A 15,250-nucleotide genomic window follows, 5' to 3' on the forward strand; every position below is an offset into this window, starting at 1 on the left:
AGGCCTGATTGGACGCCGGTGATGGTGCCGTTGGCGTTGAGGTTCCATTGCTGGTTGGTTTGGCCGTTGCAGGACCAGATGATGGCCTTGGTGCCGTTGGTGGTGCCCTTGCCGTTGGCGTCCAGGCACATGGTGGTGCCGTTGATGGTCACCGAGAGCGCACCGGAGGAGGTGTGCGTCCAGGTCTGGTTCGCGGCCCCGTTGCAGCTATAGATCTGCTGCTGGGTGCCACCGGTGGTCGTGGAGTTCGGGTCATCCAGGCACTTGCCGGCACCCACGGCATGCAGCGCGCCAGTGTTGCCGGTGCTACCACCGCTAACGGCCCACGTGAAGCTGGTCGCACCGGTGGCGCCGGTGGAGTCGGTGGCACTGATGACTGGGCTGAAGGTGCCGCCCGAGGTTGGCGTGCCTGAGATCAGGCCCGAGGCGGAGATCGACAGGCCGGGAGGTAGGCCGGTGGCCGAGAAGGTCAGCGTCTGCCCGCTGGCCGAGTCGCTGGCCTGGACCTGCACCGAGGTGACCGGGGTGCCCACCGCGCCGCTCTGGTTGCCCGGGCTGGTCACGGTCACGACGTTGCCGCTGGTGCTGGTGCTGCCGTATCCGGCCGCGGCGAGGTTGGCCTGCACCGCGTTCTCGGTGGCGTCCGACGGGTAGCCGGCGGTCACCGCGCCCTCGAAGAACTCGCCGTTGCCGTTGGCGCTGTTGTCGCCGCCGGTGCCGAGCAGGATCGAGGAGTCGACCTTCATCGGCGAATAGCCATTGGGCAACGGCCCGGAGAAGCCCGTGGTCAGCCCCCCGCTGGCGGCGTTGGCGTATTTGATCGTGAAGTTGCTGGTGCCGTTGTTCTTCTCCATCGCGGTGACGAACGGGAAGTGCACGCCCTGGTAGCTCGGCTGGTTCGGGCCGGTGTTGGAGCTGTACATGCCGTTCTCCAGGTCGGCTTCGACCCAGGGTCCTGATCCGCTGCACCCGCCGAACCAGCAGGCGGTGCCCCACTCGATCGCGTTCATGGTGGCGTTGCCGGTGTCAGTGTGCGAGTTCTCGCCGCTGCCGTAGTCGAAGCAGCAGTACTGGGACACGTAGTTCGATGACGTGATCATGTACACGCCCTCGGGCTGCGAACCGGTCGGCACGCCCTTGGCGTTGTCGACGCGGTAGCCCACGCCCCCGCCGCCCTTAACGCCGTATGCCTTGTGGCCGGCGATCGTGATCGGCAGCGCGGTGGCGTTGGCGCCGATGTCGGCGCCGTTGGGACCAGGGCCCTTCCACAGGCCGCCCCAGGAGATCGGCATGTCGTTGTGGTTCGAGGTCTGGTCGTAGATCTTGGTGATGGTGCAGGTCGTGTTCGCGCAGAACGAGTCCTGCGCCGGGGCGTTGGCCACCCCGCCGGCCGCTATCGTGTTGATGTCCGCGGTCGCGTTGTCCGAGGAGCGCTTCACCTGGTACAGCGGGCCGTTGTACGCGGCGAATAGCGCCCGGATGGTGCTGTGCGCGGTCTCGCACGGCGTGCCGCCCGCGGCGTAGATGTCGCAGGGCCCTTGCGCCGACGCACTGGCGGAGGTGGTCGCGGCGGCGGAGATCGGCACGGCGATCGCCACCGCCATCAGACACGCGGCGAGCAGCCGCGTTCGCCGCCGGATCCTTGGTATCAGGGACACGAAGACCTCCGTCTTCATCAGGGGTTTTTGTCAGTGAGTACGACTGCCCGTTCGGTTCATCCGGAGGTCCGCCTCATCCGAGGGTCCGAGGCAGGCGCGGCCACCGCTGCGGTTTAGGCAGGCGGCGACGAACTAGCTTCAGACTCATCTCGGCGTGGGTCGGTTCAATCCACGGTGGTGACGTCGGCTCGGTGGTGGCAACAGACTGATTCATGGGTAGGCGTAGGCAAGTTCGGCGCGCCACAGATCCGCAGACGCCGACAACGGGCTGCCGGGCCCGGAGTCGGCGTCTGCGGCTGTGAGCTTGTGCCTTTTGTAGGTCGAACCGATTCCGGCATTGATCCGTGCGGGATGTTACGGCGGGGGGTACACGCGGTCAATGGTGTGTTACCGCCAGCGTGCCAACCATCGGGCAGCACCGAAGAAGGACCTGCAACTTTCACGATCAGTCCGACTCATTCGCGCCGACCTTGGATGACTGGCGGGGGCGACGGACTCGCCGTGGACAGACCAGACCGGCCAGTCGATAAAATTCAAACGCGATTCAACAGATGATCCGACCTCTCCGGACATCTTGACACATCTTGCGGCCGGGAGTTACCTACGTTCCACGGCTTCGCCGTGACCGGGTGCCGGACCGGTCATCAGTCACGTGCCAGGGGACGGCCCGCAACGCGCCGCGAAGGCGGCAGGCGAGTCGGCTCGCGTTGACCGCTGCCCAAGGTCGGCCGCCCCTCCAACACAAAGTCATACACATTTCGAGACGTCTTCGCCCGGCCGCCACGGCGGCCGCTGGACGCTGCTCGATTCTTTGAGGAAGGGCTGACGATGACGTCGTACCCACCCCGGCGGTCCGGCCGCGGCTGGCCGGCCAGAGCGGCGCTGACCGCCGCGGCGCTGGCGTTAGGCGGCGTGGCCGCCGCGCCGGCCGTGTCGCAGGCCGCGACGATGACCACCCTCTACGCCTCCCCGACCGGCAGCGGGACCGCTTGCTCCTCGGCGGCACCCTGCTCGCTGACCCAGGCGAAAGCCTCGGTCGAGGCGAGCGACGGGAACATGAGCGGCGACATCGTGGTGCAGCTGGCCGGCGGCACCTACCGGCTGTCCGCGCCGCTGGTGTTCAACAATGCCGACTCTGGCACCAACGGCCACAACATCATCTTCCAGGCCGCGCCCGGCGCGACGCCGGTGATCTCCGGCGGCCAGCAGGTGACCGGCTGGACTCTGCACGACTCGGGCGCCAACATCTACGCCGCCGCCGTGCCGGTCGGCACGGACTCCCGGCAGCTGTACGTCGACGGGTCGGAGGCCCAGCGCGCCGCGATCTCGCTGAGCCGCAGCGACGTGACGATCACGTACTCCGGCATGACGATCAACAACTCGGCGCTGAACTACCTCGCGGGATTGCCGCAGCAAAACCGGATCGAGGTGGAGAGCCAGAACTCCTTCACCGACCACTTCGCGCCGGTCCAGAGCATCTCCGGCAACCAGATCAACATGCAGCAGCCGTCCTGGAACAACAACAACTGGGGCTACGACACCCTGGCCAAGCCGTTCGCCGGCGGCCAGATGTTCCTGGAGAACTCCTACTCCTTCCTGCAGAGCGGGCAGTGGTACCTCGACCCGCAGGCCGGGCAGCTGTACTACAAGGCGCCCTCCGGCTGGAACCCGTCGAGCCACGACATCGAGCTGCCCCAGCTGACCTCGCTGGTACAGGTCGCCGGCAACAGCGTCGACAACCCGGTGCACAACATCGCCTTCCAAGGCATCACCTTCGAGCACACCACCTGGCTGGCGCCCAGCAGCAACATCGGGTACGCCGACCAGCAGTCGGGCACCTTCTTCAACAAGGCCTACCAGCAGCCCTCTGACTTCCTGACCTCGTGCCAGTCCGGCTGCACGCTGTTCGAAGCCACCCGCGAAAGCCTGGGCGAGGCGCCCGCCGCGGTGCAGGTCTCCGCGGCCGGCAGCATCAGCTTCACCGGCGACACGTTCACCCACCTCGGCGAGGTCGGCCTGGGTATCGGCCAGGACAACAACGCGGTCGCCTCCGGCGTCGGACTGGGCGCGTCCGGCATCACCGCGGACCGCAACGTGTTCACCGACGACGCCGGCGCGGCGGTCGTGGTCGGCGGCACGCAGACCAACGCGCACCATCCGTCCGACGTGGCGATGACGGATCAGAACATCACTGTGACCAACAACCTGGTTAACGGGGTCGCCGAGGACTACAAGGACATGGCCGGGATCCTGTCGACCTACGTCACCCACGCCGTGATCGACCACAACGAGGTCGAGAACCTGCCCTATGACGGCATCGACATAGGCTGGGGCTGGGGCATGAACGACGCCGGCGGCAGCCAGGACTACGCCAACCGCGGCACCTACAACTACCAGCCGCGCTACACCACGCCCACCACGCTGAAGAACACCGACGCGAGCTACAACAAGATCCACGCCACCAAGAAGATCTTCCACGACGGCGGCAGCCTCTACAACCTGTCCGCCAACCCCAGCTCCACCTTCAACGACAATTACATCTACGACAACCACAACAGCGTCGGCCTGTACCTCGACGAGGGCTCACGCTACGTCACCTTGACCAACAACGTCCTGCAGGACAACGGCGTGTGGGCGTTCACCAACGCCAACGGCAGCAACAACACCGACGACAATGCGTTCAATTACAACTGGTACAACGCCGGCGCCACCCAAGTCGCCACCGGCTCCCCCCACAACAACACCCTGACCGGCAACACCCAAGTCAGCGGATACAACTGGCCCTCGGGTGCGCAAACCGTGATCAACCAGTCCGGCGTCAGCGCCAACAGCAGCGGCAACAACGTCACCGTGACCAGCCCCGGCAACCAGAGCGGCGCGGTGGGCACCCCGGTCACCTCGGTGCAGGTCCAGGCCAGCGACTCCGCCGGCGGACAGACCCTCACCTTCTCGGCCACCGGCCTGCCCCCCGGCCTGTCGATCTCCAGCAGCGGCCTGATCTCCGGCACCCCGACCTCGGGCGGTACGTACAGCCCCGTCGTGACTGCCAAGGACACCACCGGCGCCAGCGGATCCGCCAGCTTCACCTGGACGATCAGCGGTGGCGGTGGCGGCAGCACCGGTCCGTTGCACGCGGTGGGTGCCGGTAAGTGCTTGGATGACCCGAACTCCACGACCACCGGCGGTACCCAGCAGGACATCTACACCTGCAGCGGGGCCGCGAACCAGACCTGGACGCACACCTCCACCGGCGCGCTCTCGGTGACCATCAACGGCACCACCATGTGCCTGGACGCCAACGGCAAGGGCACCACCAACGGCACCAAGGCGATCGTGTGGTCCTGCAACGGCCAGACCAACCAGCAATGGAACCTCAACTCCAACGGCACCATCACCGGCGTCCAATCAGGCCTCTGCCTCGATGTCACCGGAGCATCCACCGCCAACGGCGCGCTGGTCGAACTATGGTCCTGCAACGGCGGCAGCAACCAGCAATGGACCCTCGGATAGCAACAACCGCACGTCCGTTGTCCCGTGGCCGACGACCTCCCGTCGGCCACGGGACAACCGCGCAACCGGCACCGGCGTCACCACAGAGGCCGCGCAAATCGCCGGTCTCAGCGCGCGCGGCTCGGCCAGGCGCGGTGCTTCTTCTGCTTCTTCTTCGCAGCGGCCTTACGCCATACGACCGGCCACTGCGCCCGCAGTTCAGCGCGCCGGGCCCGCTCGGCCGCGATCAACTGACCAGCCGCGAGTCGCACCTCCGGATCGGCCTGCGCCGCCGCCCGCAGCCAGTCCTCGGCGACGGCAGTGTCCTGATGGTCACCGAGCACGGTTTGCACCTCGGCCATCCGCTTCGCGAAACGTTTCGCAGGCTTGCCGGCGACGGGAACGACCGCGTCTGCCGCATAACGAGCCCGTTTGGCGAGGATCCGGACATCATGCAATTGCTGATCCGCTGGATCCGGCCCCAGCGCGGATACTGCGTTCTTCAACCGCCGCCACGGACGCCGAACGAGCCGCGCGGCCGCGTCGCCCGGCATAGCCGGAAGCGGCGCCTTTCCATCAGGGGACGGATTCGCCGCGACGCGCATCGGCGGATTGGCGGCAAGCTTCACCAGGGCGTCGATGAGGCGCAGATAGCGCCGGTCGCGCAGGCAGCTCAGCATCACCTCGCGCGCCGCTTCGCTCTGCTCGCCGTGCCGCAACAGAAGCCGCGCACCGCCGCTCTGGTCGGCAGCGGGCAAGGTCCGGCACAGCTCGGTCAGTCGCGCGCCCAGCACGTCCGCGTCGCGCGCTTCGCCGACCTGTCGACCCAGCCAGCCCAACTCACGGCGCACCACGTCGATCCGCTCGCTCTCCAACAACGGAGCGAAGGTGCGCAGATCGGAGCGCAACCGCCGGGCAGCCACCCGCAACTGGTGCACATTCTCCGCGTCCGTGCCGAGCCGCGCCCCGGGATCGTGATGCAGCAACTGGACGACGGAGCGGGCCAGCGCATGGTGAACGAGCTCGACCGCGCTCGGCTGCTCGGGCATTTCGGCGACTGACACCTGAGGCGGGCGGGTAGCCCGCACGCCGAGAACGCGGACGAGTTTCGGCATCGGGGACGCGGCCGACGCGCCGGCCGCCTCCAGCCGCGCGACCGCGGACTGCATCAGCTCCCTGCCGAACGGGCCGCCGGCCTCGATCTCGACTTCCAGTTCCCGGAACCCGTATGCCGCTGAACTCTCGCGGGTAGCGGTGACCTCATCATCGACGATTTGACCGAAGCTCTTTCCGGCGCTGTCGCACAGGGCGAACGGCCGCCTTCTGGTGCGCAGCGCGGCCACTGGGACCAGCGGGCGGCTGCGGGTGTAAGCGATTACGAGGTCTGCGACGCGGGCCGGAAGCGGATCACTCGGCGCCGCGATCTCGATCTCGCTGCGCACGAGCGCCGGTCCACGCGCGGCCGAGTCGGGGAACTTCACGGTCCAGCGGGGCTCGCCCTCGCCGGCGCGATGCCGCACCGTGATCCCGAAGCGCGCCAATCGCAGGTCGGTGGTGTCGTAGTAGACGGCGTCCAAGTCCAGTTCGGGCAGCGCCTTGGTGAAGACGCCAGGTAGCAGCTCGCCGAGGTCTGGCAGGGCGAACTGCGCGGGCGCGCGCAGCTTCGCTTCGCGTTCCGTGCGCACGGTCAATCCACCACCAGCCTGACTCATACGACAAAGCTACAGCGATAGATCGCAATTGCACGGAGTCGCACGGCCCGGGTCGCAAGACGCGGGCTCGACGGCCACGCACCGAACACTGGAGCAATCGGCACTGTCAGGCTACCCTGACAAACATGGATAGCGATTCCGAAGTGGGACGGGGCGGTCAGCAGGCCTGGGACCGGCTGTTGGAGTGGTACCGCAACTTTTCGTCGCTGCGCGGCCTCGCGCTCGACGGCGATGGCGCGCTGGCGGCGCTCGCCGACATCGGCGGGGTCCGGCGGCTGGTCGACCAAGCCGAGTTCGAGGCAGTGCGCACGGCACGCGCGCAAGGCAAGTCGTGGGCTGAGATCGCCGTGCGGCTAGGCGTGACGCGTCAGTCCGCTTGGGAACGATGGCGGGATGTCGATGAGGCGGCGGGCGCGCAAGTAGAGGTTGCCGTGCAGCCGGACATTCCAGAACCGCAGTACGAACACCCGACCGGGCATGAGCAGACCGGAACGCTTCGCGGCATCCTGCGAGGCCGCAAAACGCCGAGCGAGCAGCAGCCTCCCGAGGCGGCGTCGGAACGACGGCGTCGGTCCACGGTCCGGGTGCCCGATGTGGTCGGCTTAGGCCCTGACGAGGCCCGCAAGGTGGTGGACGGAAAGGGTCTGCGGGCAATGTCGGCCGACCCTGATGGCCCGCCGCTTGACATCGCGGGCCCGTCAAGCAGTGTCGTCACGGATCAAAGCCCTGAGGCCGGGGCCAGGGTGCCGCCGGGCTCGCCGGTGCGCTTGTGGCTTGACGATGGCGGTGGCGGCCCCGGCGTGCGTGAGCCGCGTCGTCCGTCGCCTGATCCGAAGACTGCCCGGCAGATGCGCGACGAGGCGACCGGCGAAGCGGTCAGTTGACCGCGTAGCCGGCGAGGACCGCCGGTCTGCCGCGATCGAACTGGTAGCCGGATCCGCCCGATCGCCCCGATCGTTCGCTTGCGACTACGCCAGGCCGCTACGCGTGCTTGGCGTAGTCCGCGAAACCCTGCCAGTCCACGACGACGCACGCTTCCTTGCTGGTGATCCACGCGTCGTGGCCGGGCGGGATGTGCGCGTACTCGCCGGGACCGAAGTCGAACTCCTCGCCGTCGTCCATGCGCACGTGCATCCGGCCCGAGATGCAGTAGCCGGTGTGCTCGGCCTGGCAGCTGTCAGTACCCGCGATCGGCTTGACGTGCTGCGACCAGCGCCAGCCGGGCTCGAAGGTGGCCAGCCCCACCGGGCCGGATTCCGTGTTGACCAGTTCCAGGCGCCCCATGCCGTCCTCGAACAGCCGGGTCTCGTCCGCCTTGTCGAAGTTCTTGTGTTCAACGTGCGACATCGCTGCTCTCCCTCCTCGCGCTCGCTTGCGGCGGGCGGCCGGCGACGCGGCACGTCTCGGCCCGCCCGTCACGTCAACTCAAGTCCTGTAATACCGACGTGTCACTCCGGCATTCGGGGTACGGCCCCGCTCGGCTCGTCGAACGATCGTCGAAGCGCTTGCTTTCATTCGACACACGGCCGACCGCGTCCTGTAGTACCTGTGGATCAAGGATCTGCCAGCGGCTCTCTCGGCGCGACGATCACTTCTGCCAGTTCGGGTTTTGCCGCTGGACAGCCCGGATCGCCGCCAGTATCCCTGAATCGAAGCGCTTCGATGCCGGACCCGCGGACGGCTCCCGGATGCGGCATCACGTCGATCGACCCACAGGAGAGGAACGCGCCCATGTCAGAACCCTCAAGGCGCCCGAGATGGCGCGGTACGGCGCCACACGCCCGAAAGCGGATCGCCGCCGCGACCGCGGCCGTGCTCGTCACCACCGGGGTCGCCGCGGTGACTCTGGCCCAGTCCGCCAGCGCCGCAAGCGGATGCCAGGTCTCTTACACCGCGAACTCGTGGCCGGGCGGCTTCACCGCGAGCATCTCCATCACGAACCTCGGCTCGGCGCTGACGAACTGGACGCTCGCGTTCGCTCTGCCGGGTAACGAGGCCGTCTCCCAGGGCTGGAGCGCCGGCTTTAGCCAGTCCGGCCAGAACGTGACCGCGACCAACGTTTCGTACAACGGCTCGCTCGGCACGAACGCCACGACCAGCATCGGGTTCAACGGCAGCTACTCCGGCTCCAGCTTCCCGGGCAACCCGGCCTCGTTCACGCTCAACGGCACCAGCTGCACTGGCGCGGTCTCCACCGGTACGCCGACCCACACCGCTACACCCACGCCGACTCCGACGCCGACGCCGTCACCGTCCGGCTCCGGGGGCTACCTCTACGAGGACTCGGGCCAGTGGGCGCAGTACTCGATCGGCGGCTACACGATCTACAACGACGAGTGGGGCAGCGGCCACGGCAGCCAGACCCTGTGGGTGAAGTCCGCGACCAACTGGGGCGTCTTCTCCACCCAGCCGAGCACTTCGGGCGTCAAGTCGTACGCGAACATCAGCAAGAGCGTCGGCGTCGCGCTCAACTCGCTCTCCTCCGCCACCAGCAGCTTCAACGAGACCAATCCCAGCGGTGGCAACTGGGAGTCCGCCTACGACATCTGGCTCAACGGCACCGGGATCGAGATCATGGTGTGGACCTATGTGAGCGGCAATGTCGGACCGCTGGGTTCCTCGGTGGGCACGGTTTCCATGGACGGCAACACCTGGACCCTTTACGCCGGCAACAACGGCTCCAACCCCACCTACTCGTTCATCCGCAGCGGAAACGAGACCTCAGGCACCGTCAACATTCTCAATCTGCTGAAATACCTGGAGAACACGAAGGGTTACTTCGCCAACCCGATGCTGTCGACCATCCAGTACGGCTGGGAGATCAGCGGCACGAACAACGCCCAGGAGAACTTCACCATCAACAACTATTCGGCCAGCGCCTCCTGACCGGAACAGAACACTGAATTACCCGGACACTGAGCTATCCGGACACCGATTCATCCGAACACGGACGCATTGAAAAGCGCGGAGGGGGCGGGCTGGTACCCACCCCCTCCACCGCATGCGGCTCAGCGGTTGGTGACCGCTGATCAGAAACCGCGCGGAGCCGGGCTCTGCACGAGCAGCGCCGCGGGTCGGTAGCGGACGAAGGCGGCGCCGTCGAGGTTCAGCGCGGTAGCGGCGGCTTGCAGGCTCGCGGCGCTGGTGCCAGCGCCCCAGTAGCCGTCGGTCGCGCGTTGGTCCACGGTGTCGAGGGCGGCGACGATCTCGGCGGTGGTGAAGTTGCAGTGTCCTTGGCGCGCGACATACGCCTGACGTAGCAGGGCGCTGTCTCCGGCGGCGCGGACCTTCTGCGCGAACGCGCTTTCCTGCTCGACCGGCACGAGTTGGTCAGCGGTGGTGTGCACGTCGAGCAGCGGCACGGCAAGGTGACCGGTGTTGGTCGAGGTGGCCTGCATCGCGGCCAGCGAGCCGGGTTCCGCCGTGTAGTGGGCGCCGCGGGTCAGGGTCGCCAGGTCCGCGTCCAGGTTCAGCCCCGCCTGTCGATACAGTGCACGAACTTGGTCGTAGTGCGCTGATCCGCGCAGCAGCGCGGCGTAGTCGAGCCCTGCGTTCCAGCTGCTGTCGCCGCCCGCGGCCAGCTCGATGTAGTAGCGGCCGAACTCGATGAACTGCAACTGGCCGGAGGTGAGCCAGGTGTATTCCTGCGCCTCCTGCCCGGCGAAGTCGCGCTGGGCCGGGGCGCTCTGGCCGGGCGCCCAGTCCGATTCGTTGAGCAGCGCCGAGGCCAGCGCGATACGGGCGCGCCCGGCGGTGTTCGACTGCGCCTGCGTGATCGCGGCGACCATCTGCGTCGCGGCGGCGGAACCCGCGTCCGGGGTGGCGTAGTCGCGGATCGGGATCCCGGAGGCACCGGGCAGCAGCTTCGTGATCGCGTACTCGGCGTTGAGCTGATAGTTGTTCAGGTTCACCCCGCCGCCGACCAGCCCGCACAGGTTGAGCGCGGCATTGATCCGCCCGGCGCCGTCTTGCACGATCTGGCTGTTGATCAGGCCGCCCATGGACTCGCCGACCGAGAGGACCCGCGTGGGCCGGCCGAGCAGTTGCTCGACCGCGGTGAGGGTGGCGAACTGGTCGCGTTCGGCGCTGGCCAGCGCCCACCAGGAACCGTTCGGGTCGTAGGAGGAACCCGCCAGCGCATAGCCCTGGCTCAGCAGCGCGTCGGCGCTGGCCTGGCTCGGCGCGTCGGCCGCGGTCGGCGGACCGAAGCCGTGGCTGAACAGCACCAGGGTGCCGTTCCAGTGCGCGGGTGTGTCGGCGATCCACGTCGCGCCGTCGGCGAGGGTACCGGTGTAGTGGCTGGCCGGAGCGGCGGCCGGGCTCACGGCGGCGCTCGCCGCCCCGGCCCCGGTCGCGAGGGTGATGCAGAGGGAGGTGAAAAGAGCGGGCATGCGTCGTTGCATGGGGACGCCTTCCTGAGCGCAGCGGCAAGCGGCGAACGACCGCAATGTACGGCAGTTTTTTGATCGCAGTCAAGAGTTTGCCGAGTATTGCGGGCGCGGGGTGCTTGAGCCGGTCACGCATCGCGCTCAGCGCATAAAAACCCGAAGAAAGGGCACTCAGCGGTATCCGCAATCTGCGATACCGATCGGAGGAACCCGCACATGGGAGCTATCGCCGCTGTTCTGTTCGCCATAGCGTTCTTCATCAACGGCAGTGGGACCTCGACCAACGCCTGGTTCAGTCCCACCAGCCTGATGCTCGCCGGTTTGACGTGTCTGGCACTGCACCTGCTCGGCGTCGGCACCGGGTGGTACGCGCGCCGCCGCTAAGCGGACGCGGGCTGTACCCGCACAACGCAGGCCGTCGGGGTTGGCGAAGACCAGCCCCGGCGGCCTCCGCGTTAACCCACAGACCGCGCACAGTAGCATCGCGAATGTTGTGGTGTGAGTTCCGAAAGTAGCTCTCGAAGTCCCTCGAAACATCGCCGGCCCGGCTCCTGGTAAGTAAGTTTCACCTCGCCTCTGTCACCCTCCCGTGCGCCGCTACAGCTGAAGGTCTAGGTAGCGCTCGCGACGCGGCGCCGTTTCCGGCCCGAGTCGAAACATTTCGATGATCGCAATTGAGATTTCGACGACGCTTTGGCACGCTCACCGCGATGCGAGCGCAGCGCTGCGCGGACGGGAAAGGAAGGCACATCCATGGATATCGACACTGGCGCCGATATCGGACGAGGGCGGCAGGGCCCGTCGAGCCGCCGCCGGCTGCGGGCAGCCATGGCCGCCGGAACGGTGGCGGTCGTGGCAGCGGCCACTGGCGCCGTGGTGCTGACCGGCACGGCCAACGCGGCGAGCACGCTGCGCGCCGCGGCTGAGGGCGACGGGCGCTACTTTGGCGTCGCGGTCGGGCAGGGCGATTTGGGCAACTCCTCCGCCACCAACCTGGCCGGCTCCCAGTTCGACATGGTGACCCCCGAGAACGAGATGAAGTGGGACACCATCGAGCCCAACAACGGGCAGTACAACTTCGGGCCTGGCGACAACATCGTCAACTTCGCCACCTCGCACAATGAGCGGGTGCGCGGGCACAACCTGGTCTGGCACTCCCAACTGCCCGGCTGGGTCAGCTCCCTGCCAAGCAGCCAGGTCAAGTCCGCGATGGAGAGCCACATCACCACCGAGGTCTCCCACTACAAGGGCAAGATCTACGCCTGGGACGTGGTCAACGAGCCCTTCAACGAAGACGGCTCCTACCGCCAGGACGTGTTCTACAACGCCTTCGGCGGCGGCGAACAATACATCGCCGACGCCATCCGCACCGCCCACGCGGCCGACCCCAACGCAAAGCTCTACATCAACGACTACAACATCGAGGGCTCCGGCTCCAAGAGCAACGGCATGTATACCCTCGCGCAGCAATTGCTGCAGCAGGGCGTGCCGCTGAGCGGCATCGGCTTCGAGAGCCACTTCATCGTCGGGCAGGTGCCCAGCAGCCTGGCCTCCAACATGCAGCGCTTCACCGATCTCGGCCTTGACGTGGCGATCACCGAGCTCGACGACCGCATGCCCACCCCGGCCAGTAGCAGCAACCTCCAGCAGCAGGCCACCGACGACGCCAACATCGTCAAGACCTGCCTGAACAACGCGCACTGCCCCGGCGTCACCCAGTGGAACATCAGCGACGCCGACTCCTGGGTGCCCGGCACCTTCTCCGGTCAGGGCGCCGCCACGCTGTTCGACAGCAACTGGCAGCCCAAGCCCGCGTACACCTCGGTTCTCAATGCCCTGAACGCGGGCGGCGTGATGCCGAGCAACTCGCCGTCCACCTCGCCGTCGGCCAGCCCCTCGACGTCGCCTTCGTCCAGTCCGTCCAGCTCCCCCTCGAGCAGTCCGTCAAGCAGTCCGTCAAGCTCGCCGTCGGCCAGCCCATCAACGGGTGGATCCAGCTGCCGGATCAGCTACAGCGTCTCGAGCCAGTGGCCGGGCGGGTTCGGCGCGAACGTCTCGATCACCAACCTCGGCGCCCCGATCAGCAGCTGGAAGGTGGCTTGGTCGTTCGGCGCCGGGCAGAGCATCACCCAGCTGTGGAACGGCAGCTACACGCAGTCGGGTGGGAACGTGACGGTCACGAACGTGTCGTACAACGGCTCCATCGGCACGGGCGGCAGCACCAGCTTCGGCTTCAACGGCGCGTGGAACGGCTCGAACCCGGCGCCGAGCAACTTCACCCTCAACGGTGCGGCTTGCTCCGCTGGCTGATCCGACAGTCGTCCTAACGACAACATCCTGATACGTGCGGGCGGCGGCCACGATGGCGCCGCCCGCATCATTGCATGTGGCGCTACGGCAACGTCGAACGCTGGATGCCCCGGCATCGCGGGTCCGCAGGTCGGCGGCGCACAATCGCGCGCCGCCGACCTGCCGCTGCGAATTCGGCGTTCGCTAGCTAAGGAACTCGCCCTAGCTGATCGTGGTGCTGGTGAGCGCGGGCTGCGCGGTCGGGTAGCCGACGGTGTTCGCGTTCACCGAGAATCCGAACACTGACAGAACCGCGGTGAACGTCAGGCCGGGGTCCGAGTAACCGGTCCCGCTGAGCGTGCTGACCACGCTGCCGCCTGAGGCGCCCGCGGTCAGGCCGAGCGTGAGGGTCGGGAGCGTGAACGTGGTTCCGGCCGCGATCGGCCCCGGGACGCGGATGCTGACTACGCCGGAACTGACCGAGACGGTCGGCGTACCGCTGCCGTAACCGCTGCCGCCGGACAGCGCGCTGGAGACATACGTGCTGTTGGAGGGCACGGGCAGCTTCAGCACGATGTTCTGGATCTGCTTGATCGTGTAGCCAGACGCGCTGGTCGGCACCGTGATCGAGCCGACCGAGAGCGCGACGCTCAGCGGAGCGCCGGCCGCGACGCTCGCCGGGGCGGTGCCATCGGCCTGCACGGAGAGGGTCGAGTTCGCGGTCTGCCCAAGGGCGGAGGACTGCAGGTTGTAGGTGACGGCGCTCTGGGCGTGCGCCGCACCGGTGGTCGCGACGACGGGAGCGACGGCGACGAATGCGACGCCGAAAAGCCGCAGGAGACGGCGGATGCTACGGGTCATGATTCACCTCGAACCGAGTGATTCAGGGGTCGTGGGTAAGGTGAGCCGGCTCAGCGGGGAGTCTAATGCGAGGATTTCTCATGTCTACCCACCAGTAGTAAAAGAGTGGGCGCACTCGCGACGCTGCACGATGCCAGTGGCGCGCGGCGATCTGTGGAGCGCGAGGAATCCGGTTTGTCCAGTTGGATGGGACAGGGCGGCGGACGGCAGGTTGTCCGGTTGAGCGAGACATTCCCGATGATCGGTCCTCGCGCTGCACTACGGTCGTGAGCATGAGCGCATCTCAACCGCATGGTGGTTCTCGCGACGACGTGGCGTTGCGGCTGATGTACAACTCGTTTGTGCGCCTGTTCTGGCGCATCGAGTTGTTTGAACAGACTGTTGCGTCGCTGACCGAGCACGGGTACGACGTGGTGCGGCTGGACGCGTCGGCCTGGGCCCAGGCCTCGGATCTGCACCGGAATATCGCCGCTGCGCTCGACTTCCCGGACTACTACGGCCACAACCTGGACGCGCTCAACGACTGTCTAAGCGACGTAGTCGCCGGCGAGTACGGCATCGACGCCTCGGCAGCAGGCTTCGTCCTCGCGTTCACCGGTTACGACAAGTTCGCGGCGCACTGCCCGCGCGAGGCCCACGTCACGCTGGATATCGTCGCCGACCAGGCTAGGCGTGCGCTGTTCGCCGGCCGCCGCGTGTGCTGCCTGGTCCAAAGCGACGATCCCACGATCCGGTTCGAGCCCGTTGGCGCAATGCCGGTCATGTGGAACGACGCCGAGTGGCTCGACTCCAGCCGCCGCACGGACGCCTGAACGTCCTGACGCGACGCCCATCGCCGGCGACGCCTCGCGAC

The 15,250-nt window shown here is 67.2% G+C and carries 12 protein-coding genes; 6 read left to right on the top strand and 6 right to left on the bottom strand.

What is annotated here, in order from left to right; translation table 11 throughout:
- Positions 1-1,676 (bottom strand): arabinofuranosidase catalytic domain-containing protein (locus tag VN779_RS08855; protein ID WP_414639616.1); only part of this gene is annotated, 1,676 nt, incomplete at its 3' end.
- Positions 1,677-2,486: 810 nt separating this feature from the next.
- Here VN779_RS08855 and VN779_RS26385 point away from each other — a divergent pair.
- A complete protein-coding gene (locus VN779_RS26385; protein ID WP_349260714.1) occupies positions 2,487-5,168 on the top strand; it encodes a ricin-type beta-trefoil lectin domain protein in 2,682 nt (893 codons plus the stop codon).
- A gap of 107 nt (positions 5,169-5,275) precedes the next feature.
- Here VN779_RS26385 and VN779_RS08865 read toward each other — a convergent pair whose 3' ends face one another.
- Complete coding sequence (locus tag VN779_RS08865) at positions 5,276-6,859, bottom strand: CYTH and CHAD domain-containing protein (RefSeq protein WP_325721962.1); 1,584 nt, start codon at positions 6,857-6,859, stop codon at positions 5,276-5,278.
- A gap of 125 nt (positions 6,860-6,984) precedes the next feature.
- Here VN779_RS08865 and VN779_RS08870 point away from each other — a divergent pair, with 125 nt between their 5' ends.
- Positions 6,985-7,743, top strand: a complete 759-nt coding sequence (locus tag VN779_RS08870; RefSeq protein WP_325721963.1) for a PASTA domain-containing protein — start codon at positions 6,985-6,987, stop codon at positions 7,741-7,743.
- Positions 7,744-7,840: 97 nt separating this feature from the next.
- Here VN779_RS08870 and VN779_RS08875 read toward each other — a convergent pair whose 3' ends face one another.
- Together VN779_RS08875 and VN779_RS08880 are read right to left on the bottom strand one after the other, a co-directional pair.
- Complete coding sequence (locus tag VN779_RS08875; RefSeq protein WP_325721964.1) at positions 7,841-8,206, bottom strand: cupin domain-containing protein; 366 nt, start codon at positions 8,204-8,206, stop codon at positions 7,841-7,843.
- A 206-nt stretch (positions 8,207-8,412) separates the two neighbouring features.
- Complete coding sequence (locus VN779_RS08880) at positions 8,413-8,592, bottom strand: hypothetical protein (RefSeq protein WP_325721965.1); 180 nt, start codon at positions 8,590-8,592, stop codon at positions 8,413-8,415.
- Here VN779_RS08880 and VN779_RS08885 point away from each other — a divergent pair.
- Positions 8,591-9,745 (top strand): cellulose binding domain-containing protein, encoded by a 1,155-nt coding sequence (locus VN779_RS08885; protein WP_325721966.1) that lies wholly within the window; start codon positions 8,591-8,593, stop codon positions 9,743-9,745. The genes VN779_RS08880 and VN779_RS08885 overlap by 2 nt on opposite strands.
- Before the next feature lie 143 nt (positions 9,746-9,888).
- On the opposite strand, the gene VN779_RS08890 is transcribed toward VN779_RS08885, so the two are convergent.
- Positions 9,889-11,250 (bottom strand): alpha/beta hydrolase, encoded by a 1,362-nt coding sequence (locus tag VN779_RS08890; protein ID WP_325721967.1) that lies wholly within the window; start codon positions 11,248-11,250, stop codon positions 9,889-9,891.
- A gap of 213 nt (positions 11,251-11,463) precedes the next feature.
- Here VN779_RS08890 and VN779_RS08895 point away from each other — a divergent pair, with 213 nt between their 5' ends.
- Together VN779_RS08895 and VN779_RS08900 are read left to right on the top strand one after the other, a co-directional pair.
- Positions 11,464-11,631 carry a hypothetical protein gene (locus VN779_RS08895; protein WP_325721968.1) on the top strand — a complete coding sequence of 56 codons (168 nt, stop codon included), beginning with the start codon at positions 11,464-11,466 and terminating at the stop codon, positions 11,629-11,631.
- 369 nt (positions 11,632-12,000) lie between these two features.
- Positions 12,001-13,557 (top strand): endo-1,4-beta-xylanase, encoded by a 1,557-nt coding sequence (locus VN779_RS08900; RefSeq protein WP_325721969.1) that lies wholly within the window; start codon positions 12,001-12,003, stop codon positions 13,555-13,557.
- 201 nt (positions 13,558-13,758) lie between these two features.
- On the opposite strand, the gene VN779_RS08905 is transcribed toward VN779_RS08900, so the two are convergent.
- The gene (locus tag VN779_RS08905) at positions 13,759-14,397 is read right to left on the bottom strand and encodes a hypothetical protein (protein ID WP_325721970.1); all 639 of its coding nucleotides are present in this window, start codon (positions 14,395-14,397) and stop codon (positions 13,759-13,761) included.
- A 272-nt stretch (positions 14,398-14,669) separates the two neighbouring features.
- Between VN779_RS08905 and VN779_RS08910 the strand changes: the two genes are divergently transcribed.
- The gene (locus VN779_RS08910) at positions 14,670-15,209 is read left to right on the top strand and encodes a barstar family protein (protein ID WP_325721971.1); all 540 of its coding nucleotides are present in this window, start codon (positions 14,670-14,672) and stop codon (positions 15,207-15,209) included.
- The last annotated feature ends 41 nt before the right edge of the window (positions 15,210-15,250 follow it).

This window comes from Actinocrinis sp., assembly GCF_035605935.1.
In the GTDB taxonomy this organism is placed as follows: Bacteria; Actinomycetota; Actinomycetes; order Streptomycetales; family Catenulisporaceae; genus Actinocrinis.

Bases quoted from the DNA above. Each gene is read 5' to 3' on its own strand.
- VN779_RS08875 (WP_325721964.1), bottom strand. From the start codon at position 8,206: ATGTCGCACGTTGAACACAAGAACTTCGACAAGGCGGACGAGACCCGG.
- VN779_RS08885 (WP_325721966.1), top strand. From the start codon at position 8,591: ATGTCAGAACCCTCAAGGCGCCCGAGATGGCGCGGTACGGCGCCACAC.
- VN779_RS08895 (WP_325721968.1), top strand. From the start codon at position 11,464: ATGGGAGCTATCGCCGCTGTTCTGTTCGCCATAGCGTTCTTCATCAAC.
- VN779_RS08890 (WP_325721967.1), bottom strand. From the start codon at position 11,250: ATGCCCGCTCTTTTCACCTCCCTCTGCATCACCCTCGCGACCGGGGCC.
- VN779_RS26385 (WP_349260714.1), top strand. From the start codon at position 2,487: ATGACGTCGTACCCACCCCGGCGGTCCGGCCGCGGCTGGCCGGCCAGA.
- VN779_RS08905 (WP_325721970.1), bottom strand. From the start codon at position 14,397: ATGACCCGTAGCATCCGCCGTCTCCTGCGGCTTTTCGGCGTCGCATTC.
- VN779_RS08910 (WP_325721971.1), top strand. From the start codon at position 14,670: ATGAGCGCATCTCAACCGCATGGTGGTTCTCGCGACGACGTGGCGTTG.
- VN779_RS08900 (WP_325721969.1), top strand. From the start codon at position 12,001: ATGGATATCGACACTGGCGCCGATATCGGACGAGGGCGGCAGGGCCCG.
- VN779_RS08880 (WP_325721965.1), bottom strand. From the start codon at position 8,592: ATGGGCGCGTTCCTCTCCTGTGGGTCGATCGACGTGATGCCGCATCCG.
- VN779_RS08865 (WP_325721962.1), bottom strand. From the start codon at position 6,859: ATGAGTCAGGCTGGTGGTGGATTGACCGTGCGCACGGAACGCGAAGCG.
- VN779_RS08870 (WP_325721963.1), top strand. From the start codon at position 6,985: ATGGATAGCGATTCCGAAGTGGGACGGGGCGGTCAGCAGGCCTGGGAC.